Origin of the sequence: Micromonospora sp. WMMA1998 (assembly GCF_027497375.1) — a bacterium.
In the GTDB taxonomy this organism is placed as follows: Bacteria; Actinomycetota; Actinomycetes; order Mycobacteriales; family Micromonosporaceae; genus Micromonospora; species Micromonospora sediminicola.
Map to the genome: position 1 here is coordinate 1834622 of NZ_CP114911.1, position 26634 is coordinate 1861255.

13 protein-coding genes are annotated in these 26634 nt (G+C 70.3%); 9 read left to right on the forward strand and 4 right to left on the reverse strand.

Annotation, left to right across the window (positions count from 1 at the left end):
* Positions 1-115: 115 nt before the first annotated feature.
* From O7600_RS07975 to O7600_RS07985, 3 genes are all read right to left on the reverse strand, one after another.
* Entirely contained in the window at positions 116-3190 is a 3075-nt protein-coding gene (locus O7600_RS07975) for an AfsR/SARP family transcriptional regulator (RefSeq protein WP_141714746.1), read from the reverse strand.
* Between the two features lie 352 nt (positions 3191-3542).
* A complete protein-coding gene (locus O7600_RS07980) occupies positions 3543-4508 on the reverse strand; it encodes a kinase (protein WP_281593045.1) in 966 nt (321 codons plus the stop codon).
* A 36-nt stretch (positions 4509-4544) separates the two neighbouring features.
* A complete protein-coding gene (locus tag O7600_RS07985) occupies positions 4545-15038 on the reverse strand; it encodes a non-ribosomal peptide synthetase (protein WP_281593046.1) in 10494 nt (3497 codons plus the stop codon).
* A gap of 122 nt (positions 15039-15160) precedes the next feature.
* On the opposite strand from O7600_RS07985, the gene O7600_RS07990 reads away from it, so the two are divergent.
* Entirely contained in the window at positions 15161-15805 is a 645-nt protein-coding gene (locus tag O7600_RS07990) for a 4'-phosphopantetheinyl transferase superfamily protein (protein WP_281593047.1), read from the forward strand.
* Between the two features lie 319 nt (positions 15806-16124).
* Here O7600_RS07990 and O7600_RS07995 read toward each other — a convergent pair whose 3' ends face one another.
* Positions 16125-16775, reverse strand: coding sequence for a TIGR00730 family Rossman fold protein (locus O7600_RS07995; RefSeq protein WP_091606509.1), 651 nt, complete (start codon positions 16773-16775; stop codon positions 16125-16127).
* A gap of 387 nt (positions 16776-17162) precedes the next feature.
* Here O7600_RS07995 and pucL point away from each other — a divergent pair, with 387 nt between their 5' ends.
* The 8 genes from pucL (at position 17163) to uraH (ending at position 26631) form a co-directional block, all read left to right on the forward strand.
* Positions 17163-18068, forward strand: coding sequence for a factor-independent urate hydroxylase (gene pucL, locus O7600_RS08000; protein WP_091606513.1), 906 nt, complete (start codon positions 17163-17165; stop codon positions 18066-18068).
* An 87-nt stretch (positions 18069-18155) separates the two neighbouring features.
* Positions 18156-19493 carry an allantoinase AllB gene (allB, locus tag O7600_RS08005; RefSeq protein ID WP_091606516.1) on the forward strand — a complete coding sequence of 446 codons (1338 nt, stop codon included), beginning with the start codon at positions 18156-18158 and terminating at the stop codon, positions 19491-19493.
* A gap of 65 nt (positions 19494-19558) precedes the next feature.
* Entirely contained in the window at positions 19559-21118 is a 1560-nt protein-coding gene (locus tag O7600_RS08010; RefSeq protein ID WP_281593048.1) for an FAD binding domain-containing protein, read from the forward strand.
* Between the two features lie 19 nt (positions 21119-21137).
* Positions 21138-23531: a xanthine dehydrogenase molybdopterin binding subunit gene (gene xdhB, locus O7600_RS08015; RefSeq protein WP_281593049.1), complete on the forward strand. Its 2394-nt coding sequence runs from the start codon at positions 21138-21140 to the stop codon at positions 23529-23531.
* Positions 23524-24375: a xanthine dehydrogenase accessory protein XdhC gene (gene xdhC / locus O7600_RS08020; protein ID WP_281593050.1), complete on the forward strand. Its 852-nt coding sequence runs from the start codon at positions 23524-23526 to the stop codon at positions 24373-24375. The genes xdhB and xdhC overlap by 8 nt, the downstream gene beginning before the upstream one ends.
* A complete protein-coding gene (locus O7600_RS08025; protein WP_281593051.1) occupies positions 24372-25799 on the forward strand; it encodes a guanine deaminase in 1428 nt (475 codons plus the stop codon). Before xdhC ends, O7600_RS08025 begins: the two co-directional genes overlap by 4 nt.
* The gene (gene uraD / locus O7600_RS08030; RefSeq protein WP_281593052.1) at positions 25796-26305 is read left to right on the forward strand and encodes a 2-oxo-4-hydroxy-4-carboxy-5-ureidoimidazoline decarboxylase; all 510 of its coding nucleotides are present in this window, start codon (positions 25796-25798) and stop codon (positions 26303-26305) included. The genes O7600_RS08025 and uraD overlap by 4 nt, the downstream gene beginning before the upstream one ends.
* Positions 26305-26631 (forward strand): hydroxyisourate hydrolase, encoded by a 327-nt coding sequence (gene uraH, locus O7600_RS08035; RefSeq protein ID WP_281593054.1) that lies wholly within the window; start codon positions 26305-26307, stop codon positions 26629-26631. Before uraD ends, uraH begins: the two co-directional genes overlap by 1 nt.
* Positions 26632-26634 lie beyond the last annotated feature (3 nt).

Below are 26634 nucleotides of genomic sequence, written 5' to 3' on the forward strand. Positions count from 1 at the left end.
GACGACCATGTACTCGATCCCGAACACCCCGGCCCGCTCGCACCACGCCACCGCCCCGGGCCGCACGGACACCAACTGGGGGTGACCGCAGATCTGCCCGGCCCCGCCGGACCGCTCAGGAGGCCTCGCCGACCTGGAACGCCAAGGAGGCCGAGGTGAGCCTGCGTACCAGTTCCTCGGCGAGGTCACGGGCATCTTGTGAATCGACCTTACCGAGTATGGTCAGCGCCTCCCGCCAGGCCGCCATCGCCGTCGCGGTGTCCGCGATGGTGTCGCCGAGCAGGCGCAAACCTCGGGCCTGCCACACCTGGTCGCCCAACTGACGGAAGCTCTGCAGCGCGGCGCCGGCCAGGCGCGCGGCCATGTCCCGCGAACCGATCGCGTACTCGGCCTCTGCCCAGGCGAGCTGGATGCGGGCACTCACCATCCGGTCGCCGCTCTCCGCGGCGACCTTGCCCGCCTGGCGCAGCGTGCCGACGGCACGATCCGCATCGCCGGCCGCGGTCTGCGCCAGGCCCTGGCCGTAGCGCGCGTAGGCCTCGCCGATCCGGTCGCCGTACTCGACGACGATCTCCAGGACATCGTGAAAGCAGTCGAGCGCGGTGCCGATGTCGTCACCCTTCAGGGCCACCTCGCCGAGGCGGTACCGCAACTGTGCCTCCATCCGGCGGCTCCGTCCCTCGGTGAGCCGGATCGCCTCGGTGAGATGCCCGAGCGCAGCACGCCGGTCGTGGGCGATGACGGCCAGCTGGGCCAACCCGGACAAGACGTGGGCCTCCCCGATCACGTCACCGGCGAACCTGAACCACTCACGCGCCTGCTCGTACTTGCGCCGGGCCTCCTCGTGGCGGCCTTGCGCCCGATCGATGAAGGCCAGGTTGCGCAGGACGAGCGCCCGGCCGTACAGCACCCGCTGGTCGACAAAGAGCTCGTCGGCGGCACGGGACAACCGGGCCGCGTCGTCCAGGCGGTACTCCGCGGCAGCCAGGGCGCCCATGGAGTAGAGGACCGCGGCCTCGCCGTACTTGTTGCCCGATCGCCGCACCGCGGCGAGCGCGCTGTCGTGCGTGGCCCGCCACTCGACGAATTCCGACCGCACCTCGAAAATGGTCACCAGCGTCACCGCGAGGTCCCAGCAGAGGTCGTCGGCGCCGAGGTCAGCGGCCTGACCGACCATCGCCACCAGGGCATCCTTCTCGACCGCGAACCATTCGAGCGGGTCGGCCAGTAGTTCTTCGCAGAGAGTCTCATCGACCTTCCAGCGAACCGCGTCACTGTGCAGGACGGTGTGGTCGCCTCCGTACTCGCTGCGGTGGGCCTTTTCCGCGACATACAGCCACGCGCCCAGAGCCCGGCGCAGTGCCTCGGCCCCATCCTCGGCTCGGTCCTCCGCGTCGTGGCGTTCTGCGGCGAAGATCCGGATCAGGCCGTGCATCCGGAACCGGGCTCGGCCGCCGACCGGGGTCTCGACCTCCAGCAGCTGCGCCGTCACCAGCTCGCTGAGCGCCTCCGCACCTGCGTCGTCGTCCGAGCCGAGCAGGGGTGCGCAGATCCATTCCGGGAAATCGCGTGCCTCCAGCACGCCGAGCAGCCGAAACAGTCGGCGTGCCGGGTCGCTGAGCCACTCGTAGCTGGGAGCGATGTTGGCCCGGAGGCTCTGTTCGCCATGCGACAGTTCGTCGAGGCGCCGGCTCGTGTCGGCGAATCGCTCGGCCATCCGAGCCACTGTCCAGTGGGGCCGGATGAGGAGTCGCCCGCCTGCCGCGCGCAGCGCCAGCGGCAGGTGGCCGCACATACTGCTCAGTCGCAGCGCCTGGGTCGGCTCGGCATAGATTCGACCGGGCCCCGCGATCTGTGCCAGCAACTCGACCGAGTCGCTGGGTTCGAGCAAGGGACATTCCACGTGGTGAGCCGCCGGCAAGGCGGTGAGCCGGCGGCGGCTGGTCAGGATGACCACGCTGGGGGCGGAGTTGGGCACCAGCATGCGGACCTGCTCCTCGTCCGCGACCTCGTCGAGAACCATGAGCACGCGCCGCCCGGCGAGCAGGGCTCGCAATGTCTCGGCACGCTCCTCGATGCCGCCGGGGATCATCACGTGCGGTACGCCGAGGGCACGCAGGAACCGCTCCAGGACCTGGGCGGCGCCCAGCGGGGTGTTGTTGCCGTTGAGCCGGGCGTAGAGCTGCCCGTCGGGAAAGAAGTCCTTCGTCGCGTGTGCCACCCGGATCGCCAGGGCGGACTTGCCGACACCGCCGGTGCCGGAGACCGAGATGATCCGGGGCGCCGCGTTCCCGTCATCCGGTTCCGCGGTGACTATCTCCTGGAGCCGGTCGAGCAACGGCCGGTTGCCCGTGTAGTCACCGATGTCGGGCGGGAGCAGCCGGGCCGGGCGGTAGTCGGCCGGCGTGACGTCGGCAGGCTGGGTCGCGGCCCTCGGATCCAGCTCATAGTCGGTTTCACCGCCCAGGACCGCACGTTCGACCTCGCGCAGCTCGGCGCTCGGCTCGATGCCCAGCTCGTCGACGAGTGTCTGGCGACCGTCGCGGTAGCAGGCCAGGGCCTCCCCCTGGCGACCGCTGCGAAACAGCGCGAGCATCAATTGCGCCCGCAGGTGTTCGCGCAGCGGGTTGGACGCCACCAGGTCGGCGAGTTCGGCGATCATCTCCTGGTGGCCGCTCTGGCGCAGTCTCAGGTCCATGAACTCCTCGACCGCCCGCAACCGCATCTCTTCCAGGCGAGCGCCGGCAGCTGCCACCAGCCGGCTCTCCACCCCGGCCAGCGCGTCGCCCCGCCAGAGCTTCAACGCGCGTTCGTAGCGGCCGATCGCCTCATCGAGCCGCTGCTCCTCGGCGCTCTGTCGGCCCTCTGCCACGAGCCGCTCGAAGACGAGCAGGTCGACCTCGTCGGGCCCGGCGTGGATCAGGTAGCCCGGAGCGCAGGTCTCCAGCCGGTCCGGCAGGCCGACGTCGGCGAGCGCCCGCCGCAGCGCGGAGACGCAGATCTGGATCTGTCCTCGCGCGGTCTGCGGTGGGGCGTCGTCCCAGATGGCTGTGGACAGCCGGTCGACCGGGACGACCCGGCCCGCCTCGAGCAGCAGCATCACCAGGACGATGCGCTGCCGCGCCGCTCGGATGGTGGCTGTGCCTGTCGGGCCTTTCACCCCCAGCGTGCCGAGGATCTCGAAGTTCATCACAGCCGCAGTCCCCCGTGGTCTCGGCTCCGTCTGTTACACCTTGCGACGCGCGGCGAAATCGCCCTCGCACCCCTGGCGATGGGCAAGGGCATTGCCGTTGATCACTGTCCGAATCGGGAGCGTAACAGCTCGGAGCGGGGCCGTCGAGCGTTCAACAATCCGCTGTGTAGGACCAGCGATCACTCTCGGTCCGAATATGAGCCCTGACTACGCGGCGGCGTTATGTATTTTGAGCGGCCGGTATGCCGACCCGAAGATTCGCTTTCCAGAAACCGGGGAGGCTGAGTAGACCCATAGCGATCACCGACCTGACCGGACGACATCGGGCGGCGGACCGACCGGCGAACCGTCAACGGGCTCCCGGCCCAGAGCGGGACCCGGTGGGAAGATCGGTCGACTGCGGCATCGTCGGCATGGATCGGTCGACCCAGGCCCGGCCGGCCAGGGCGCGGCAGCCGTACCGTACCCGGGCGAGCTTGTCCGGGTAGTCGGGGTCGTCGTCGGCGAGCAACAGGCCGAGGATCGTTCCGCTGTGCGCGGCGACCACCCCGAGGGCGCCCGTCGCGGCCGAGAGGGCCACCAGGTCGCCGAGCATCGACTTGGGACGCAGCCGCTGGTTGAGCAGCGCGCTCCGGGTCGCCACGGCGCCGACCGTCGCGAGATCCCCCTTGCCGATCGCCACCGTGATCTCATCGAGCAGGCTGCGGTACTCCCGCCGCTCGGCGCGGCCGAACGGTTTGGGAATGCGGTTGAAGTCGACCGTGTCGACCTGGCCACCCTCGTCCACGCCCACGATCGTCGTTGCCGGCAAATGACCCAGCATCGCTTGCAGCCGGACCTGCCGGTGCAGGAAGGCCACCACACCGGGATACATCACCCCGTCGGTGGGCTCGATCGGGCGCAGCAGTGACTCGATGTCGGCCGGGGTGAGCGTCACCCCGATCGCCTCGCTCACCGCCCGCACGGTGGCCACCAGATCGGCCGAGGAACTCGCCTGGCCCTTGCCCTCGGTGAGATCGCCGTCGAGGGTGAGCCGACCACCGCCCCACACGCCGTACCGGCGCAGCATGGCCTCGGCCACTGCCCGTGATTTCGTCTTGCTCCGTGGTGCGACTTCGACCCTCGATGCGCCTGGGTGTAACTCGAAGTACGCCGAACATCCCCGCCTGATCGGCAGCGTTACCAGGAAATCCGTACCCGGTTCCGGCAACACGCCCTGAAGCAGCTCACCGAAGGTGCCATAGGCCCAGCCACGGCCGACCTGCACCGGCCGGCCATCGAACGCGGCGCGGGCCGATCCCGATGCGATAATCATTTTTCTCCCTTGGTCGGCGCGTTACCGGATCGTTGGTCACAGCGTCGGCGGCATGGGGAATTCCAGTTCCGCGAACAGATCGGCCAGGAATGGCCTCCCCCCGATGTTCGAGAGGACGACCAGACCCGCTCCGTCGTCGAGATCCGTCGCGGTCATGCACTGGAAGCTGTGCCGATCGCCGGGATGACCGAACCACCGGTGACCGTCGACGACCTTGCTGACGCAGCCCAGGCCGTACCGACCGCCCGGCACCTCCGGCGTGATCATGGCTTGCGCGGACGCCCGGTCGAGCACCCGCGACGGTTCGCCGGTGGCAGCTGCCCGGATCTCCACCGCTACCTTGGCCAGATCGGCGGCGGTCGTCCACAGGCCACTCGCGGCCTGCTGGGGGAAGACTCGCCAGCCGCCGGGCAGGTGCGTGCCGTCGTCCCGGTGGCCGTGCGCCACACGGCCCGGCCGCAGGTGCGGGAACGCCTGGTCGAAGCTGCTGTCACGCATGCCGAGCGGATCGAGCACCAACCGTCGCATCGTCTCGGCGAACGGCTCGCCGGTGACCGCCTGGAGGACGCTCTGCACCACGGTGAAGTTCGCTCCAGAATAGCCGAACGTCCCTGCCGCGCCCGTCATCTCGATCGGCGGTGTCGCGGCCGGCGGCCGACCCAGGATCATGTCGGCGAGGGTGGGCAGCGGGTCCGCCTGCTCATGGCCCGGGTGGCCGTACTGCACCAGCCCTGCCACGTGGCCCAGCAGGCCCCGCAGGGTGACCGGTCCCGACGCGCCGCGCAACCCGCCTGTCAGGTGGGTACGCACGTCCGCGTCCAGGTCCAGCACGCCGTCCATGGCCAGCCGCAGCACGCCCACCGTGGTGACGTGTTTGCTCACCGAACAGGCCTGGAAGATCGTTTCGGCATCGACCGCCGCACCCCCACGGGCGTCGGTCGTTCCCTCACCCCAGGCCCGGGCGACCTGCCCGTCGGCGATCACCGCGACACTCACCGCCGGCGCCTGACACCGCCGACGCGCGGCGGCCATCAGTGCCGAGCCCGGCTCGAGGCGCTGCCAGGACGCCGGAACCGGCCGGTCGGCCGGTGCCGCCAGCTTGCGAAGTCGCTGCAGGTGCTCCTGAAGACGCCGGCGGCCCACCCGCTCCTCGACGTTTCCGGCCAAGGTCCAGTCGACGTGCAGCCGGCCGTCTCGCACCCACGACCTGACGTCCAGGAGGTAGCGGCGCTCGCCGGCGGGGGCCCGGGCCGTCGAGTCGTCGTACACGCCGTGGAACAGGCCCGCACCGTCGCCCTGGTCGAGCAGATGACCGAAGTGGGTCAGGCTGACCCACGACCTGGATGCCAGATCGGCCTGGCCCGCCAGGTGACGCAACAGTCCATGTCCGATCCCATGGTGCGGAATCGCCGCCAGGGTGTCGGCCAGGGCGTCCACCGCCGTGTCGACGCCACCCCGGCCGACCGGCCGGACGACCACCGGGTACCTGGCGGTGAACCAGCCGACGGTGCGGGAGAGATCCACATCATCGAACAGCGGCTCGCGGCCGTGGCCCTCGATGTCGACCGAGACCGGGAGGCCGCCGCTGGCCCATTCCACCAGCACGTCCCCGAGAGCGGCCAGCACCAGCGTCTGCATCGGCACCCCGTGCGCCGCCCTGCGGGTCAGCCGGCTCGTGTCCGCTTCATCGAGCACCGCCTCGACCGTGCGGGTCGCCGACTCACGATTGATGCCGCCTACATCAACTGCGGGCGGTGGCGCCACCGGCTCGCGAGCCACCGCCTGCCACAACTCGCGTTCCTCGTCCAGCTTCCCGCTGCTCGCGTACGCGGCGAGCCGCGTGGCCCACTGCCCGAACGAGGTCGGGACCGGCGTGAGCGCGGCGGGATCGTCGGTTCGGTACACGGTGGCGAGGTCGTCGAGCAGGATGCGCCAGGAATACGTGTCCACGGCCCAGTGGTGGACCACCACCACGACGCGGTCGTCGAATCCGTCGGCCCGGATCAGTGCCGCCCTGAGCAGGGGGCCGTCGGCCAGGTCGAGACCGGTGTGCAGCCGATCGGCGATGGCCCGGATCTCGTCCCGTCGCTCATCGGCTGTCCGGGTGCCGAGATCGACCACCCGTAGCGGATTGGTGTCCGACACCGGCGCGACCCGCTGGCGCCGGTCGGGCGCGGCGCGGTCGAGACGCAACCGCAGCGCGTCGTGCTGGGCGGTCAGCGCCCGCAGAGCCCGTCCCAGGCGGCCCGGATCGGCGGCGCCGTGCCAGTCCACCTGCACCGACTGGTTGTAGTGGTCGTGCGGCACACGTTGGTCGAGCAGACGATGCTGCGCCGGAGTGAGCGGTACCGCCGACCAGGGGTCCGGGTGCTCGGCACGCGGGGCCGCCACCTCCACCGCCGCGCCCGGCGCCACGGTGGCGGCCAGGTCTCGCAGCCTGGTGTCGCGCAGCACGTCCTGCACAGTGATCGACAGGCCGGCACGCCGCCCCAGGGTGACAACCTGGAAGGCGAGGACCGAATCGCCACCGAGGGCGAAATAGTCGTCCTCTGGCCCCACCCGGTCGAGGCGCAGCACGCCCTTCCAGATCTCCGCGAGCACCCGCTCGGCCTCCGTGACGGCGGCGGCGAGCCCCATCCCGGCCGGCCCGGCGGCGCCCGACGACGCGGCCGGAGCCGGTTCCGGAACGACCGGCGCGGGTACGACTTCGCGCCACGCGGCGACCGGGTCGTCGGCGGGCGCAACGGTGACGGCCTCGAGCAGCATTCGGTAGTGCCCGAGGAGTTCCGCGACCGCGTCCCGGTCATAGACTGCGTGCTCGAACTTCAGTCCGAGCTCGAGGTGACCGGCGACGCTCACGGTGAGCACCAACGGGTACGCGGTCTCGCCCGGAGCGCCGTCGCTCTGGTCGACCCGCAGGCCGGCCCACTCGCCCTCCTCCTCGTCGGCGGCGCGCTCCAGGACGAACAGGTTGGTGAACAGCCGTTCTCCGCGGGGCACATCGACGCATCGGGCAATCTCCACCAGGGATGCGCCGGCATGCTCCTGTTGGGTCAGGCGGCCTCGGTGCACCTCGGTGAGCCAGTCGCCGATCGACATGTCCGGGGACACGCCGATCCGGGTGGGCAGGGTGTTCATCAGCATCCCGACCATGCGGTCGATGCCGGGCACGTCGGCGGACCGGCCGGCCAGCGTGGTGCCGAAGACGACGTCATCGGTGCCGCAGTGCCGGCTCAGGAGCAACGCCCACGCCCCCTGCAACAGATTCGGCAGGCTGATCCGGTAACGAGCTGCGGTGTCGCGCAGAGCCTGGAACAGCGAATCGGCGAGAGTGCTCTCCTCGACGCCGATGCCGGTTCCCGGGCGTCGACCCGCTGCGACGGCGGGTAGCGGCGTGGGACCGCGCAGGCCGGCCAACGTTCGCCGCCAGTAACCCATGTCCCGGTTCGCCGGGTGGCGGTCGAGCCAGGACAGGTAGTCACGGAACGGTGCCGGCGGATCGGCCGGCAGGGCACCGCCGGTACGCATAGCGGCGTATGTCTCCAGCACCTCACGGCTCACGATCGACCGGCTCCAGCCGTCCAGCACCAGGTGGTGGACGTTCCACAGCAGGCGGTGGCGCGTCGAACCGGTTCGGATCAGAACCAGCCGCATCGGCGGTCCGGCGGTGAGGTCGATCCCGCGCTCCCGTTCGTCCGCGGCCAGCCGCTCCAGCCAGCCCACGCGCTCGCCGTCAGGAGTGGAACGGCAGTCCCAGCGTTCGACCACGATCGGCTGGGCGCGGACGACGACCTGCACCGGGTGCGGCAGGTCCTGCCAGATGAACCGGGTCCGCAGGGCCGCATGCCGGTCGATGACCCGCTGCCACGCCGTCACGAACGTTCCCACGTCGAGATCGCCGTCGAGGTCCCAGATGAACTGGCGGAAGTACTCGTCCCGCTGCGGGTCGGCGAGCCGGTGCAGCAGCATGCCGGTCTGCAGGTGGGTGAGCCGGTACACCTCGGCCGTGTCCAACTCCCTCAGCTGGGTACGCAGGACGGCGGCAGCCTCGTCGTCCAGCCCGGTGAGCGGGTCGGGCCCGGCCACCGGTGGCTCCGCAGCCGATCGCTCCGGAGCGGGCTCCGCCGCTGCCGGCTCCGCGAGGGTCACCACGGCCGCGAGACCGGCGACGGTCGGATGGCGGAACACGTCACGCGGGTTGACGGCGAGACCGTACTCCTGTGCCAGAGCGACCAACCGCACCGAGACGATGGAGTCGCCACCGAGCCCGAAGAAGTCGTCGTGCACGCCGACCCCGGTCACACCGAGCGCCTGTTCCCAGACACTGACCAGGCGTCGCTCGGTCTCGGTGCGGGCAGCGACGTACCCGGCTTCCTCATCCCGGGTGACCGGGCCCGGTGCCGGCAGCCGGCTGCGGTCGACCTTGCCGGCCGCCGTGAGCGGCAGCTCCGGCAGACAGACGAACTGTGCGGGACGCATGTAGGTGGGCAGGTCGCGGGCCAGCCATTCCTGCAGGTCAACGGCGCTCGGCAGCTGCCCATCGGGGCGGGGCACCAGGTACGCGACCAGCCGACGGTCGCCTGACTCGTGGGCGAAGGCGGCGACCGCACCCTCGACGATGTCGGGATGAGCCAGCAGCCGGGCCTCGATCTCCCCCAGTTCGACCCGGTATCCGCGGATCTTCACCTGATCGTCGCAACGGCCCAGGAAGTCGAGGTTCCCGTCGGCGCGCCACCGGGCCAGATCCCCGGTCCGGTAGAACCGGGCGCCCGGCTCCGACGCGTACGGATCCGGCAGGAACCGCTCCGCCGTGACCGACGGCCTGCGATGGTAACCACGGGCGACACCGTCACCGCCGATGAACAACTCCCCCGTCACACCGATCGGTACCGGGGAGAGGTGACGGTCGAGCACGTACATCCGGATGTTGGCGATGGGCCGGCCGATCGGGAGCGGCAGCTCCGGATCGACTTCGTCCGGCAGGACATAGGTCGAGCAGCCGACCACCGTCTCGGTCGGGCCGTACTCGTTGATGATCCGTGCCCGTGGAGCCGCCTTACGCCAGCCCAGGGCGGTTTCCGTACGCACCTCGTCGGCGCCCACCACGAAGGTGCGCACCGAATGGACGCTGTCGGGCTGCACCATCCGACGCAGCACGTCGAGATGCCCCGGCGTGATCTTGAGCAGACTGAAGTCGGCCGGCTCGGTGAGCAGGTCGGCGAGATTTCCGAGGCCCTCGTCGGGCGGCAACAGTGTCACGCTCAGCCCGGCCGTCAGCGGCAGGAAGAAATTGGGAACGGAGAGGTCGAACGCGATGGAGCCGACCATCGGAGCGCCGTCCGCGCCGTCGATCCCATAGCCGGAACGCGCCCACCACAGATAGTTGATCAGACCTCGATGGTCGATCAGCACGCCCTTCGGCCGTCCGGTCGAGCCGGAGGTGTACATGATGTAGACCAGGTTGCGCGCCGTGACACCCGTCTGGGGCGACGTGGCCGGTCGCTCTGCGATCTGCGCGGCCTCGGCGTCGAGCAGCACCGCGGGCAGGTTCTCGCCGTCGGTGGCCAGCGCCGCGAGGTCGGCCCGGGTCACCACGAGCCGGGCACCGCTGTCCCGCAGGTAGTACTTCAGCCGGTCACTTGGATGGCCGGGGTCTAGGGGGAGATAGGCGCCGCCGGCCTTGAGCACGCCGAGCAGGGCCACGAACATCTCGACGGAATGGTCCAGGAGCACGCCGACGATCTGCTCGGGGCCGACGCCTCGGGCACGCAGGTGGTGCGCCAGCCTGTTCGCGGACTCGTCCAGGTCGGCGTAGGAGACCGAGGATCCGTCGACATCGACGATCGCCGTAGCGGCGGGATTCTCGCGAGCCGCCTGCTCGAACAACTCGTGCAGGCACGTCTCCGACGGGTACCACGCGTCGGTGTCGTTCCATGTCCGGAGCACACGTTCGCGCTCGACGTCGGGCAACGCGTCGAGCGTGTCGATCGAGCCGGACCGGTCATCGGCGATCGCGGTGAGGATGATCGCCAGGTGCGCGAGCAGCCGCCGGATGGTCTCCGCCTCGCCGCAGGTGCGTTGGTACGCCAGTTGCAGGCACAGCCCGTCCCCCGCCGTCACGTCCAGCACCAGCGGGTAGCCACTGTCCAGCGCGGTGCTACCGGGCACCGGGGACACTTCCGGCGGCAGCGCCGGTTCGCGCTCCTCGTGCTGGAACACCACGATGCTGTCGAACAGGCGCTCGTCCGCCCGCACCGCGCTCTGCCGCTTGGCGTCGACCAGCGAGCAGTGGACGTGCTCGTGCAACTCGGCCATCTGATCCTGGACTGCGCGGGCCACCGCGCCGGCGGTGATCCCCTCTTCGATCCGCATCCGGACCGGGAGGGTGTTCATCAGCAGGCCGACGACCTGTTCGATCCGAGGGAAGTCCCCGGACCGCCCGTTGACGGTGACCCCGACGACCACGTCGTCCCCGCCACCGAACCGACGCAGCAGCAGTCCCCAGGCCGCGGTCACCAGCGAGCCCAGCGACACCCGCCAGCGGCGCGACACCTCGGTCAACCGATCCAGCTGGCCCCGGTCCAGGTTCAGCAGTTCGAGCGCCGTACCCGCCCGGCCGCCTTCCTCCGTCGGCAACCGGTTGACCGGTAGCGCGGTCGGCGTGGTGAATCCGCCGAGCACCTTCTGCCAGTGCACGGCGTCCGCGTCGCGGTCGCGTCCGGCGAGCCACGCCCGATGTGCTGCCGCCGGCACCGGGTCGGGGAGGTCGACGGACGTGCCGTTGCGGAGGCCGCCGACGATCTGGAACAGTTCCCGGACCACTATCTCGGTGCTCCATCCGTCGAGCAGGATGTGGTGGGTCCGCCACACCAGCCGGTAGGACGAGTCACCGGTGCGCAGCGCGGTGAATCGGTTGATCGGACCGGTCAGCTCGATCGGTTCGGCCCGGTCCTCGGCGAGGAAGTCCTCGTACCGCCGCGGAGACGCGTCGGCGCGCCAGTCGAGGACGACCAGTTCCGGCTCTGCGCGACAGTGCACCTCCTGGGCCGGATGTGGCCGCCCGCGCCAGGCGAACCGGCTGCGCAGCGCGGGGTGCCGGGCGCAGACCTCGCGCAGCGCCGAGGCCAGCGCCTCCTCGTCGAGCGGCTGGTCCACATCGAAGGCGTGGTACTGCGCGTACCGGTTCTCCGCCGGGAAGGCGATCGTCTCGAACAGCATCCCTTCTTGGAGGGCGGAGAGCCGGTGCACGGACTCCACGCCGTCCGGTAGCGGTTCGGCAGCGCGGGCCGGGGCGGCGCCGTGGCCGTCAGCGGCCGGGCCGTCCGTGGCGCGGAGCGCCGCCACCACCTCGGCCACCGTCTGGTGCCGTAGCAGCAGACGCGGGGTCACCGGCAGGCCGGCGGCGCGAGCCCGGTTGGCGATCCGCACCGCCAGGATCGAGTCGCCACCGATGTCGAAGAAGTTGTCCCGCACGCCACAGAAGTCGAGATCGAGCAGCTCGGCCCAGATCGCGGCCAGCACCCGCTCGGTCTCGTCGCGTGGCCTGGTCGGCTCCGCTCGCGATGCGGCTGCCGGTGACACGTCCGGCAGCGCCTTCCGGTTCACCTTGCCGCTCGAGGTCAGCGGCAGCGCGTCCAGGGGCACGTACGTGGCCGGGACCATGTACTCCGGCAGCGTGCCGCGCAGATGGGCCGTCAGATCGCTCGCCGACAGCACGTGCCCGGGCGTCGGCACCACATAGGCGACCAGCCGCAGAGCGCCGGCCGAGGTCTGCTGTGGCACCACTGCGGCCTGCGCGATGTCGGGGCGGGCCAGCAGGGTCGAAACGATCTCATCGAGCTCGATGCGGTGGCCGTGTACCTTGACCTGATCGTCGATCCGTCCGAGGAATTCGAGGGATCCGTCGGTACGCCACCGCGCGACGTCGCCCGTCCGGTACATCCGGCCGCCGTGGAACGGGTCGGGCACGAAGGAGCCAGCGGTCAGTACGGGCCGGCCGACGTATCCGCGGGCGAGGCCGACACCACCGATGAACAGCTCGCCGGGCACCCCGACGGGCATCGGGCGCAGGGCGTCGTTCAGGACGTACAGCCGCGTGTTGTCGATCGGCCTGCCGATCGGGACGGTCGCCTCGCCCGGCGCAGACACACAGGTGTACGCGGACACGTCGATCGACGCCTCGGTCGGGCCGTACAGGTTGTGCAACTCGGCGGTGAGCCGGGAGCGAGCCTGATCCGCCAGCCCGGCCGGAAGGGCTTCGCCGCTGCAGATGACGTGGCGCAGGCTGGGAAGGTCGTCGACCGTGGGATCGGCGAGGAACTCCGCGAGCATCGAGGGCACGAAGTGCACGACGGTCGCGGCGCTGCGGCGGATGAGGTCCGCCAGGTACGCCGGGTCCTGATGTCCACCAGGCTCGGCGACCACCAGACGCGCGCCGACGGTCAGCGGCCAGAAGAACTCCCACACCGACACGTCAAAGCTGAACGGCGTCTTCTGGACGACAGTGTCGCCGGTGCCGATCGGGTAGGCCTTCTGCATCCACTGCAGCCGGTTGACCACACCCCGGTGCGGTACACAGACGCCCTTGGGCCGCCCGGTCGAGCCGGAGGTGAAGATGATGTATGCGAGGTCGTCCGGTGACACTGCCGTCAGGCCGGAAGTGCCGTCGTCGGTGATCGCCGCCTGCCGGTCCACGTCCAGCACGACGACCTCGTCGCCGGTCCAACGACCGGCGGTCTCCTGGTCGACCAGGACGACGGACATCCCGGTGTCGGCGACGATCATCGCGTGTCGGCCGTCGGGATGATCGGGATCGAGCGGCACGTACGCGCCACCTGCCCACTCGACAGCAAGCAGCGCGGTCACCAGCCTGAACGAGCGCTGCAGGCAGACCCCGACCGGCACATCGGGTCCTACCCCGGCTCGCCGCAGCCCCGCGGCTACCCGGCTCACTCGGTGCGCCAGTTCCGCGTACGTGAGCGTCTCCTGGTCGTCGACGACGGCGCAGGCATCCGGGGTCCGGGCCGCCTGCTCGGCGAACAGGGACGCCAGGGTCGTCTCGCGCAGCGGCACCTCGGTGTCGTTCCAGGACCGGAGCTGCCGGTGCAGGTCGTCGGCCCCCAGCAGATCAAGGTCGCCGGTCCGGCGTGCGGGATCGGCGGCCATCTGCTCCAGGACGGCAACCAGACTGCGCAGCAGCCGCCGTGCGGTATCGGCCTCGAACAGATCCGTGGCGTACCGGAGCTCCAGGCGGATCGCGCCGTCGTCGTCGCGCGCCACCAGCGTGAGTTCGAACTTCTCGGTGGCCTCGTCGAGGTCGACCGGCTCGGTGGTGATACCCGGAAGGTCCCACCAGTCCTCGTGGTCGTCCAGGTATTGGAACAACACCTGGAACAGCGGGTTGCGATCCGGCGCGCGTCGCACGTTCAGCGCGCGGACCACCTCCTCGATGCTGACGTCGGCATGGTCCAGCGCCCCGGCCACGGTCCGGCGCAGGCGGATCATGAGGTCACGCAGCTCCGGCCCGTCAGCCAGATCGACCGGAACGGCGACGGTGTTGACGAAGAGCCCGACAGTCTCGTCGGTGCCGGCCGTGCCACGGCGCGACATGGGCGTCCCCACCGCGAAACGCGTTTGCCCGCTGTAGCCACCAAGGGTGGCCGCGAGCCCCGCCAGCACCGCGACGAAGGGCGTCACGCCGGCCTCGGCAGCGACCTGCCGTAGCCGGTTCGCCGTGTTCGGGGGCACGGTCATCACGACCCCGTCGCCGCGGTATGTCGGTTCGGGCGGGTGCGGCCGGTCGATGGGAAGTTCCAGGTACGGGTCGACATCCGAGAGGGCCCGGCGCCAATGGTCCAGGTGGGTCTGCCGGCCGTCGGCAGCGCCTTCGAGGGCCCGGCGCGCGTAGTCGGTGTAGCGACCCGGCGCCGCGACGTCCGCGACGCCGCGATAGAGCCGGCTGAGGTCGGTGGCCAGGATCTGGCAGGACCATTCGTCGGCGATCAGGTGGTGCAGGTGCAGCACCAGGAGGTGATCGCCGTCCGCCTCGACGAGAGCAGCGCGGAACAGCGGTCCCGCCTCGAGGTCGAAGCGCCGCGCCAGCTTGGCCCGGACCGAGGCCATCGGGTCGCCTCCGTGCTCGGTCCGGTCCACCACGGTGAAGGCGGCCGGCCCCGGGGCGCGGACGATTTGCATCGGTCCGTCCTCGGTCTCGACGACGACGGTACGTAACGCCTCGTGCCGGGCCACCAGACGATCCAGCGCGGTCCGCAATCTGCTGACCTCTACGGCCCCGTGCAGTCGCACGACCTCATGCACGCTGTAGAGCCCCTCGTGTGCGCCGAGCATCTCTCCGACGAGCCACAGAGAATGCTGCTCCGGCGACAGCGGGACGGGCTCCTCGGGCGACCGTGCGGCGTCCGGTGTCTGCACCGGGCTCGCGGTCGGCGCGGCTCCGCGCAGCAGCCGTTCCGTGACACTGCGCCGTGCCGCGGCCAGCAGATCCTCGCGCTCGTCAGGAGTGATGGTCATGGGCCGACTCTCGGCCGGTCGCCTATCGGCCCGCTGTCCCGCCGTTACCGGTTGGAGGCGCCGGTCCGGGATACGTGGACGATAGGGGGTGTCCACCGCGCTCAGGCCGTAGACTCTGGTCGATGCTCGCGACTCTGCTCCCGGCCGCCGTACGCACCGCTGAGGCGTTCTCCGACATACCCGGCGAGCCGGTGTTCCCTGGCGAGGAGGACCTGGTGGCGAACGTCGTCGACCTCCGGCGCCGGGAGTTCGTCACCGCCCGCCGCTGCGCGCGCGAAGCCCTGCGGCGGCTCGGTGTGGCTCCGGCACCGATCCGGATCGGTGCCGAACGGGCGCCGGTCTGGCTGACCGGGGTGGTCGGCAGCATCACGCACTGCACCGGCTACCGAGCGGCCGCCGTCGCGCGCTCGGCCGACCTGATGTCGGTTGGCATCGACGCCGAGCCGCACCAGACACTGCCGGCCGGAACCCAGGACTACATCGTCGCGCCCGGCGAGGCCGACATGCTGCGCGACCTGCGCAGTGCCCATCCTCGGACGCATTGGGACCGGCTGCTGTTCAGCGCGAAGGAAGCGGTGTACAAGGCGTGGTTTCCGCTGACCGGACGGTGGCTCGGACTGCCGGACGCCCGGCTGACCATCGACCCCACTGCGGGCCGGTTCAGCGCGCAACTGCTCGTCGACGGACCGCGGTCCCGGTTCTCCGGACGCTTCCTGGCGACCGACCGGTTGATCCTGACCGCGGTGGCGGTCGGGTCAGGCGATTGACAAGCCCACCCCGCCCGCTCGACGGACGCCCCGAACGGGCGGCCGGTCGACCTCTGAACGCTCCGGTACGCAGTGATCGACAGTGGGCGCCGGCGGCGGACGTCCGTTGAACAGACACCTGGGCCGACCCGGCGGCTGCCCGTGACACGGCCCTCGCGGCAGGTGACCTGGCGGCGGCCGAGGTGCCGCCGGGCGGCCACCCGAGCGGTCGGTCGCACCTCGGTCGGCGGTGTCGCTGTCGTGCAGCATGCGCGGACCGTCGAGGTACGAAGAGTGGGTCACGACCCGCCTATGGGACTCGGCAACCGATGAACTCGGCTCAGAGCCGCTCCGCGTCGACGGCGGCCAGTCCCGCGGTGTGGTTCGCGTGCCTCTCCACGCACCGCAGCGCGTCCTCCGTGGTGCCGGTCACCGAGCAGAGCGAGCCGAGGTCGGGATCGGTGAAGCCCCAGTCGGTCAGCTCCTGCGCCATTCCGAGGAACCGATCCCAGAACCCGTCGGTGTTGACCAGCACGATCGGCTTGGTCAACACTTTCAGCTGGTTGAGGCTTATCACCTCCAGCACCTCGTCGAGAGTCCCGAACCCGCCGGGCAGGGCGACGAACGCGTCGGCCTGGGTGAGGAACGCCACCTTGCGCTCGCCCAGCGTCGAGGTGACCACCGTCTGCTGCGGTGGTGCCGCGATGCCTCGCTCCTTCTCGACCAGGAACGTGGGAATGACCCCGGTCACGGGCGCACCGTGCCGCTGCGCGGACCACGCCACCTCGCCCATGAGCCCCGAACCACCACCGCCGTAGAGCAACCGGTGACCGCGTCGGCCGATCAGCAGACCCAGGTGCCGGGCCGCCTCGGTGTCGGCCGCCCGCCGGCCCGGCCGGGCGCCGCAGAAGACACAGATGGTCAGGGGACGCGCCGCAGCGCCTCGGGGATCAGGCTCGGTCGGCGCCGCCGACATGACTCGCAGGCTCATGACACTGCATTGGGGACGCCGCGTCTATCACGAAGATATCGACGGCGAGCAGGACGACAAGAGATCGCCGATAGGGCGGCGACAGGTCAGCGGTGGACGGTGATCCCACGATGAAGGAAACCCGACGTCCACGAGCCCCGTCCCTCTCGGGCGCGGTGGAGATCCACTTGGGGATCGCCTCGACTCCTACGCGTTGGCCCTGCCTCGTTGCCGTCGGCATCAGCACGAGACGGGATCCGGCGGCTCGCACCCGATCCGCGCCCCGGGTGGGGAGCTGATCGGGGACGGCCACCGGCTGGACGGCCACCGGCTGGACGGCCACCGGCTGGACGGCCACCACGATGCGGACATCGACAGGACGACCGACCGACACGTAGGAGGGACGTCATGGGTACCGTGCTCAGCTTCGACCAGTACGGCAAGGCCGAGAACCGCGTAGTGCGCATCTACCGGGACAACCCGCGACACGAGATCTGGGATCTGAACGTCTCCACGGCGTTACGCGGTGACTTCGCCGCGGCGCACGTCGAGGGAGACCAGCGGGATGTGCTACCGACCGACACCCAGAAGAACACCGCCTTCGTGTACGCCAAGAAGCACGGCGTCACGTCTCCCGAGGACTACGCGATCGCGGTCGGCCAACGGCTGATCGAGGCGTCCCCCAAGGCGTCCGGCGCCCAGGTCCGCGTCGAGCAGTACGCCTGGGACCGAATCGACGTCGACGGGGCCGGCCACGACCACGCGTTCCTCCGCCGCGGCGGAGCCGTCCGGACGACCGTGGTCACGCTCTCCGGGCGGAACGCCGAGCAGCTGGTCCGCGTGGTTTCCGGCCTACGTGACCTGGTCCTGCTCAAGTCGACCGGTTCGGAGTTCAAGGGTTTCCTCCGGGACGAATACACGACGTTGCAGGAGACCGACGACCGCATCCTCGCCACCTCGCTCGTCGCGAGGTGGCGGTACGCGGGTACCGAGGTCGACTGGAACTCGACGTACGGCGCCATCAGTGCGTCGCTGCTGGAGACCTTCGCCACCACCTACAGCCGGGCGCTACAGGAGACCCTCTATCTGATGGGAGCGCACGTGCTCAAGGCTCACGAAGAGGTGGCCGAGATCCGCTTCTCCGCACCCAACAAGCATCACTTCCCCGTTGACCTCGCCCGATTCGGCCTGGAGAACAGCGGCGAGGTGTTCACCGCCACCGACCGGCCGTACGGGCTCATCGAGGCCGCCGTGACCCGCGACGACGCGCCCGAGCCGGGCGACGCCTGGCTCGCCGTGCCGTCCTTCCTGTGAACTGACGAGCGACATGGCCGACTCCGGGCGTCACCGCCTCGCCATCTGTTGTCCGCTGATCGCCGGACGGCCCGACGAGGCGCGATCATGATGCTGGATCTCGTCCTTCGCAGTCGACGCGTGGTCATCGAGGGCACCGAGACCGCGGGTGTGATCGGTGTGCGTGACGGGCGCATCGCCGTCGTGGCACCACTCGACGCGAAGCTGGAAGCCCAGGAGTCGATCACTCTCGCTGATGACGAGGTGCTTCTGCCGGGCCTGGTCGACACCCATGTGCACGTCAACGAGCCCGGTCGTACCGAGTGGGAAGGCTATGCCAGCGCGACCCGGGCAGCCGCAGCCGGCGGAGTGACCACCATCGTGGACATGCCGCTCAACAGCATTCCACCGACGACCACGCCCACCGCGCTGGCCACCAAGCAGGGCTGCGCCCGCGGCCAGACCTACGTCGACGTGGGCTTCTGGGGCGGGGCAGTGCCGGGCAACATCACCGATCTGGCGGCCCTGCACGACGGCGGAGTCTTCGGCTTCAAGTGCTTCCTGCTCGACTCCGGGGTGCCGGAGTTTCCACCGCTGGACGCTGCGGAGTTCGTCGCGACGATGGCAGAGACGGCTCGCCTCGGTGCGATGCTGATCGTGCACGCCGAGGACGCCGAGGTGGTCGCACTGGCGCCACGCCCCACCGGGCCGGAGTACGCGGCCTTCCTGCGTTCCCGCCCGCACCGGGCCGAGGATCGCGCGATCGACCAGGTGATCAACGCCGCGCGCGCGACCGGTGGCCGGGCCCACGTCCTGCACCTGTCCAGCGCCCACGCGCTGTCAGGGCTCACCGCAGCCAGGGCTGCCGGTGTCGATGTCTCGGTGGAGACCTGCCCGCACTACCTGACGTTGTCCGATACCGATATCCCGGATGGAGCGACCCAGTTCAAGTGCTGCCCGCCGATCCGCGACGGCGGCAACCAGGACCGGTTGTGGCAGGCGCTCGCCGCCGGAGACATCGACATGGTCGTCTCGGACCACTCACCCTGTACGCCCGAGCTCAAGCTGCTCGAACACGGCGACTTCGGCAAAGCGTGGGGTGGCATCGCGGGCCTGCAGCTGGGACTGCCGGTGGTATGGACGGCGGCCCGCTCGCGCGGGCACTCGCTGGCCGACGTGACGCGTTGGATGGCGCAGCGCCCAGCCGAGCGCGTCGGGCTGCCGTACAAGGGTCGCATCGCCGCCGGCGCCGACGCGGATCTGTGTGTTTTCGCCCCGGACGCCGATTTCGTGGTCGATCCGGCGAGCCTACTGCACCGTCACCAGCTGACGGCGTACTCGGGTCGACGGCTGGCCGGCATCGTCCGGCAGACCTGGCTTCGCGGGCGGCGCGTACGTACGGAGGGACAGCCGCTCGGGAAGCTGTTGATGAGGGGAAGAAGATGACCGGGACGCACCATGCATTCCGACCGGACCTACCCGGTCGGCAGGAGCCGACCGCGGGCCGAGCGGTGTCGACCGACACGCCCCCGCTGCCTGACGACACCACGCGGAGCGGCGGCGACATCACGGTCAACGGCCGGATCACTCCACTCGGGGATGTCACGCCACACACCACGGCGCTGGAATGGCTGCGTGGACGAGGCCTCACCGGCTGCAAGGAGGGTTGCGGAGAGGGTGAGTGCGGCGCTTGCGCGGTGCTCGTCGCCCGACCCGGCTTTGATTCGCCCACCGAATGGGTGGCGGTCAACGCATGCCTGTTGCCGGTCGCCGCCCTGGATGCCCAGGAGATCCGCACTGCCGAGGGGCTGGGCAGCCCCGACCGCCTGCACCCGGTCCAGCACGAGATGGCCGTCCGCGGTGGATCGCAGTGTGGCTACTGCACACCCGGCTTCGTCTGCAGCATGGCTGCCGAGTACTACCGGGCCGGAAGACGGGCGTCCCCGGACGGCGACGTGACCGGACACGACAAGGGGCCCAACGGCTTCGACCTGGACGCCCTCAGCGGCAACCTGTGCCGCTGCACCGGATACCGGCCGATTCGCGACGCCGCGTTCGCACTCGGTCCACCGGTGCCCGACGACCAGCTTGTGCAACGCCAGCAGGCGCCCACGGCGCCGCCCCGGCCCGTTCGGCTGCGGCACGGGGGCCGGGAGTTCGTCCGGCCGGCCTCGCTGCCCGACGCCCTGCGACGGCTTCGCGAGCAGCCCACTGCCACCGTGGTGGCCGGCTCCACCGATTGGGGTGTGCAGGTGAACCTGCAGGGCGCCCGGGCCGAGTCGGTCCTCGCGATCGACCGCCTCGCGGAGCTGCGGAAGCTGATGATCACGCCGGAGAGCATCGAGGTCGGTGCCGGACTGACCCTCAGCGAGATCGAGCGCCGCCTCGCGGGCCGGGTGCCGCTGCTCGCCCACATGTTCCCCCTCTTCGCCTCCAGGCTCATCCGCAACAGAGCCACCATTGGCGGCAACCTGGGCACCGGATCCCCGGTGGGCGACACCGCGCCGGTGTTGCTCGCGCTTGCCGCCGAGGTCATCCTGGTCAGCGTCGACGGCGAACGCAGGGTGCCGCTGGCGGACTACTTCACCGGGTATCGGCGCAGCGTTCGTCGCTCCGACGAGCTGATCCGGGCAGTGCGGATCCCACGCCCGCTCGCCGGCCTCGTCGCCTTCCACAAGATTGCGAAGCGGCGGTTCGACGACGTCACCAGCGTCGCCGTCGGCTTCGCCCTCGACGTCGTCGGTGGAACGGTCACCCGCGCACGCATCGGCCTGGGTGGGGTGGCGGCCACACCGATCCGGGCCCGGGCGACCGAGGCGGCGCTGGAGGGCAACCCCTGGTCCGCAGCCACCGTCGCTGCCGCCGCTCGGTCTTTGCGCCGCGAGGGCACACCGCAGGACGACCACCGGTCCAGCGCCGAGTATCGAGCCGCGATGCTCGGCCAGAGCCTACTCAAGCTCTACGCCGAGAACCCGGCCCCGTACGAGATCGCCGCAGTCCCCGGCGGACGGATCGCCGCGGCCACCGAGCACCAGGCCGAGAGGAGGCCACGGAATGAGCGCGCTGTCTGAGAGGCCGGAGAGTCCCGCGGTGGGTGCAGCGGTCCCGCACGAGAGTGCGCGGCTGCACGTCACCGGTGCGGCACAGTTCACCGACGACCTGATCCCTCGTACCAAGGATGTGCTGCACGCCCACCCGGTACAGGTGCCCCAGGCGCACGCCCGGGTCACCGCGCTGCGAGTCGCCCCGGCGCTCCGCGTGCCAGGTGTCGTCCGGGTGCTCACGGCCGCCGATGTGCCCGGAGTGAACGACGCCGGGATCAAGCAGGACGAGCCATTGTTCCCCGAGGAAGTCATGTTCTTCGGCCACGCCGTCTGTTGGGTGCTCGCCGAGACGTACGAGGCGGCACGTGTGGGCGCGGCCGCCGTGGAGGTCGAGACGGAGCCGTTGCCCTCCTACGTGACCGTGCGGGAGGCGATCGCCGCCGACAGTTTCCAGGGCGCCATGCCGCAACTGGTGCGGGGCGACGTCGAGACCGGTCTGGCCGACGCCGTGCACGTCTTCGGTGGGGAACTCGAAATCGCCGGGCAGGAGCACTTCTACCTGGAGACGCACAGCTCGCTGGCCCACGTCGACGAAGCCGGGCAGGTCTTCGTGCAGAGCAGTACCCAGCACCCCTCGGAGACCCAGGAGATAGTCGCCCACGTGCTGGGCCGGGCCAGCAACGAGGTGACCGTCCAGTGCCTGCGCATGGGCGGCGGCTTCGGCGGCAAGGAGATGCAGCCACACGGCCTCGCTGCCATCGCCGCGCTGGGCGCGACGTGCACCGGCCGCCCGGTACGGGTGCGCCTGACCCGCGCCCAGGACCTGACCATGTCGGGCAAGAGGCACGGGTTTCTCGTCGAGTGGCGGGTCGGGTTCGATGCGGCGGGCCGGCTGCTCGCGCTCGAAGCGACCCTGACCTCGGACGGCGGCTGGAGCCTCGACCTGTCCGAGCCGGTGCTGGCCCGCGCGCTGTGCCACGTTGACAACGCGTACTGGTTGCCACATGTACGACTCAACGGCCGCATCGTGCGCACCCACAAGACATCCAGCACTGCCTTCCGGGGCTTCGGGGGCCCGCAGGGGATGCTGGTCATCGAGGACATCCTCGGCCGCTGCGCCCCACTGCTCGGCATCGACCCGATGGAACTGCGCCGACGCAACTTCTACCGCCGCGGGCAGACCACGCCGTACGGCCAGTTGGTCCGGCACCCGGAACGGCTGGACAGGCTCTGGCGTCAGGTCGTCGACACCGGTGACATTGCCGCCCGGCAGCGGGAGGTCGCGGCCTTCAACGCCGCACATCCGCATGCCAAACGTGGCCTGGCCGTCACGCCGGTCAAGTTCGGCATCTCGTTCAACCTCACCGCGTTCAACCAGGCCGGCGCACTCGTGCACGTGTACCGGGACGGGTCGGTGCTGATCAACCATGGCGGCACCGAGATGGGTCAGGGCCTGCACACCAAGATGCTGCAGGTAGCAGCAACCGAGCTGGGCATTCCACTGGGCCGGGTGCGGCTGGCGCCCACACGTACCGACAAGGTGCCCAACACCTCGGCGACCGCAGCGAGCTGCGGTGCCGACCTCAACGGTGGCGCGGTCAGGCAGGCCTGCGAACAGCTTCGCGAGCGGCTGACCCGGGTGGCCGCCACCATGCTGGGGCTGAACGCCGCCGACATCAGCATCGTCGACGGTGTGGCGCGGGGTACCGGGGCCCCTACCGGCGTCGAGTGGAACGATCTGGTGCGGACCGCGTACTTCCAGCGGGTGCAACTGTTCGCGGCGGGTTTCTACCGCACCGAGGGGCTGTACTGGGACTCAGCGGCGATGCAGGGCTCGCCGTTCAAGTACTTCGCGTACGGGGTGGCCGCCGCCGAGGTCGAAGTCGACGGGTTCACGGGCACGTACCGAACGCGACGGGTGGACATCGTGCACGACGTCGGGAACAGCCTGTCACCGCTCATCGACATCGGACAGATCGAGGGCGGGTTCGTACAGGGCGCGGGCTGGTTGACCCTGGAGGACCTCCGTTGGAACACCGGCACGGGAGCCGCGCGCGGCCAGCTGGCCACGCGAGGGGCCAGCGCGTACAAGCTGCCCAGCTTCTCGGAGATGCCGGAGGTCTTCAATGTGACGATGTTGGCCGACGCGGCCGAGGAGGGGGCGGTCTACGGCGCCAAGGCGGTGGGCGAGCCGCCGCTGATGCTCGCCTTCTCCGTGCGCGAGGCCCTGCGCCAGGCGGCGGCCGCGTTCGGGCCCGCCGGCATCAGCATCGACCTCGCCTCGCCGGCCACCCCCGAGGTGGTCTTCTGGGCGATCGAGCGGGCCCGGGCGTGCGGCGGGCACGGCCCCACGGCGGACGCGGACCTCGCTCCGGGTGGGGCGGCGAACGCCGGGCACCCGACGCCGGAGCGGGCCCTGCGGACGGTGAGTCATGTCTGAGGGAACCTGGCTGGCAGCGGTGGCGCACCTGCGCAGCGTCCGTGAGCCCGGTGTACTCGTCACGCTCGTGACGGTCCGCGGCCATGCCCCTCGCGCGGCCGGCGCGAAGCTCGTGGTGAGCGAAACGCAGACGTGGGGCTCGATCGGCGGCGGCAAGCTGGAAGCGGTCGCGATCGACCGGGCCCGTACGCTGCTGGCCGCAGGCGGCCCGACGCCCGAGCTGTTCACGCTCGCGCTGTCCGACAAAGCGCCCTACGAGCACGGGGTGCAGTGCTGCGGAGGGACCGTCACGGTGTTGCTCGAATCGCTACCCGTGGCGCCGGTGGTGGCTGTCTTCGGCGTAGGGCACGTGGGCCTGGAGCTGGCTCGTGTCCTGGCTCGGCATGATATCGACCTACATCTCATCGACACCCGCCCGGAGCAGCTCACCGAGGACCGGTTGGCGGTCTTCTCCGATGCGGTGGCCCGGGTGCACGTCCACCGGGTGGCAGTGCTGCCGGAGACCGTGCTCGGCGAGCTGCCCACAGGCACCTACGCGTTGATCATGACGCACGACCATGCGGAGGACCTCTCCCTCTGCGACGCGATGCTGCGCGGCGGTGAATTCGGCACCATCGGCCTCATCGGTTCGGCGGGCAAGTGGGCCCGGTTCCGCACCGAACTCGCCGCACAGGGCCACGACGCCACGGCCATCGCCCGCATCACCACGCCCATCGGGCTCGCCGACATCCACGGCAAGGAGCCCGCGACGATCGCCGTCAGCGTCGCCGCCGATCTCCTGGGCAGGATGGAACATCACCAGGCGATGGCCGACGACCGCGCTCCCTCGGCGGCCCGGCCATGACCCTCTACCGCGCTCAGGTCGTCGACACTCCCGACGACCCGTTCCGCGGCGGCGCGCTCCGCTGTGACGGCGATGCGGGGCTGCTCGTCGAGGACGGGCGGATCGTCGAGCGGGATGCCTTTGCCACGCTGCGCTCCCGACACCCGGAGGCACAGCTGGTCGAGCTCTCCGATGGAGTCCTGCTACCCGGCCTGGTGGACGCCCATGTGCACTTCCCGCAGGTCCGCGTCATCGGTGCGCTCGGGATGCCGTTGCTGGAATGGTTGGAACGCTGCGCGCTGCCCGAGGAGGCACGGATCGCCGAGATCGACTACGCGCGCGTGGTAGCCGGCGAGTTCGTCTCGGCCCTCACCTCGGCAGGCACGACCACCGCTCTGGTTTTCGGCTCGCACTTCGCGCCGGCGGTGGACGCACTGTTCCAGGCGGCCGCGGGGCACGGCCTACGGATCACCAGCGGCCTGGTCGTCGGTGACCGGATGCTGCGGCCGGAGCTGCACACGTCCGCAGAGCGCAGTTACGACGAAGGCCGCGAGCTGGCACGGCGCTGGCACGGCGTCGGACGCAGTCGGTACGCGGTGACCCCCCGGTTCGCGTTGTCGTGCAGCGACGAACTGCTCGCGTCATGCGGGGAGTTGCACCGGGATGTGGTGGGCAGCTGGTTCACGTCGCACCTGAACGAGAACCTCGACGAGGTCGCCACGGTCCGGCGACTGTCCGGCACCACCAACTACCTGGACTGCTACGACCGGCACGGACTGGTCGGCCGACAGAGCGTCTTCGCACACAACGTGCATTCGACTGACACCGAGCTGACCCGGCTGGCCGAGGCCCAGGCCAGCGTGGCGCACTGCCCGACGAGCAACGCGGCGCTGGGCAGCGGCATGTTCCCGCTCAACCGCCACCTCGCCCACGGCGTCCTTGTGGCACTCGGCTGCGACGTGGGTGCGGGCACCGGCTTCTCGCTTCTCAAAGAAGGGCTGCAGACGTACCTCCTGCAACGTTTGCGCGGCGCGGACGGCGTGCCACTCACTGCTGCCCATCTGTTGCACATGGCCACGGCGGCGGGGGCACAGGCCCTGGGCCTGCGGGACCAAATCGGCGACCTGAGCGCCGGCAGGCGGTTCGACGCGATCTGGATACGACCCCGTCCGGGCACGGTCCTGGAGATTGGCATACGCCACTCGAACGGACCAGAGGATGCACTTGCGAAGGTATTTGCGCTGGCCACGGCGGACGACCTGGGGCAGGTGTGGATAGACGGAGCACCGGTCAGGGCCAAAGCCATCGACGCTCGCACCCTACGCCCTCGCCCCGTCGGCAACCTGACCATTTTTGCGGCGAACAAGGCAGCCCAGCGCACCGACAGCGACGAGCGGACGCGTCATCGCAGTCGAGCCGGCACCGACGGTGGCGTGAGCCGATGACGACCTGGAGTCTGGATCGGTTAAACACCGCGCCCGAAGACGAGCGCCTCCGGTCGGCCCTACGCCGGTGCTGCTCGGCAGAGGCATGGGTGACCGAGGTCATCGTCGGGCGGCCCTACGCCAATGAGGACGAGCTCTGTGCGGCCTCCGACGCCGGCACCGCCATGCTCGACGAGGCCGGCTTTGCCGAGGCGTTGGCCGGTCACCCACAGATCGGCAAGCCAACGAGCGGCAGCGGTGGACAGTGGTCGCGGCGAGAGCAGGCAGGAGTCGGCACCGCGGACGAGGAGCTGCTGACGAGTCTCGGCCAGGCCAACGCGGCCTACGAAGAGCGCTTCGGGCACCTGTACCTGGTTTACGCGAACGGACGATCAGCGGCGGAGCTGCTCGCCATCTGCCGCTCCCGGTTAGCGAACGACCCGGCGACCGAGCGCCGGGTAGCGCTCACAGACCTGGCCGCGATCAACCGCCTCCGGCTGGGCAAACTCCTGCGATCGGAGGGCTGATGAGTCTCTCGACTCACGTATTGGACATCACCACCGGCCTCCCCGCGCCGGAACTCGCGGTCGTCGTCGAGCGCTGTCATGGCGACGCGTGGCAGCACCTCGCCCGGGCTTGTACCGACGCCGACGGGCGCGTCCGCGAGCTGTACGCACCCCAAGCGGGCGTACACCGACTCCGGTTCGACACTGGGCGGTACTTCGTCGATCGCGGCGTCCATACCTTCTACCCCGAGATCGTGGTCACCTTCCAGGTCGTCAACAAAGGGGCGCACCATCACGTACCACTGCTGCTCGGGCCGTTCGGCTACTCGACCTACCGGGGGAGCTGATGG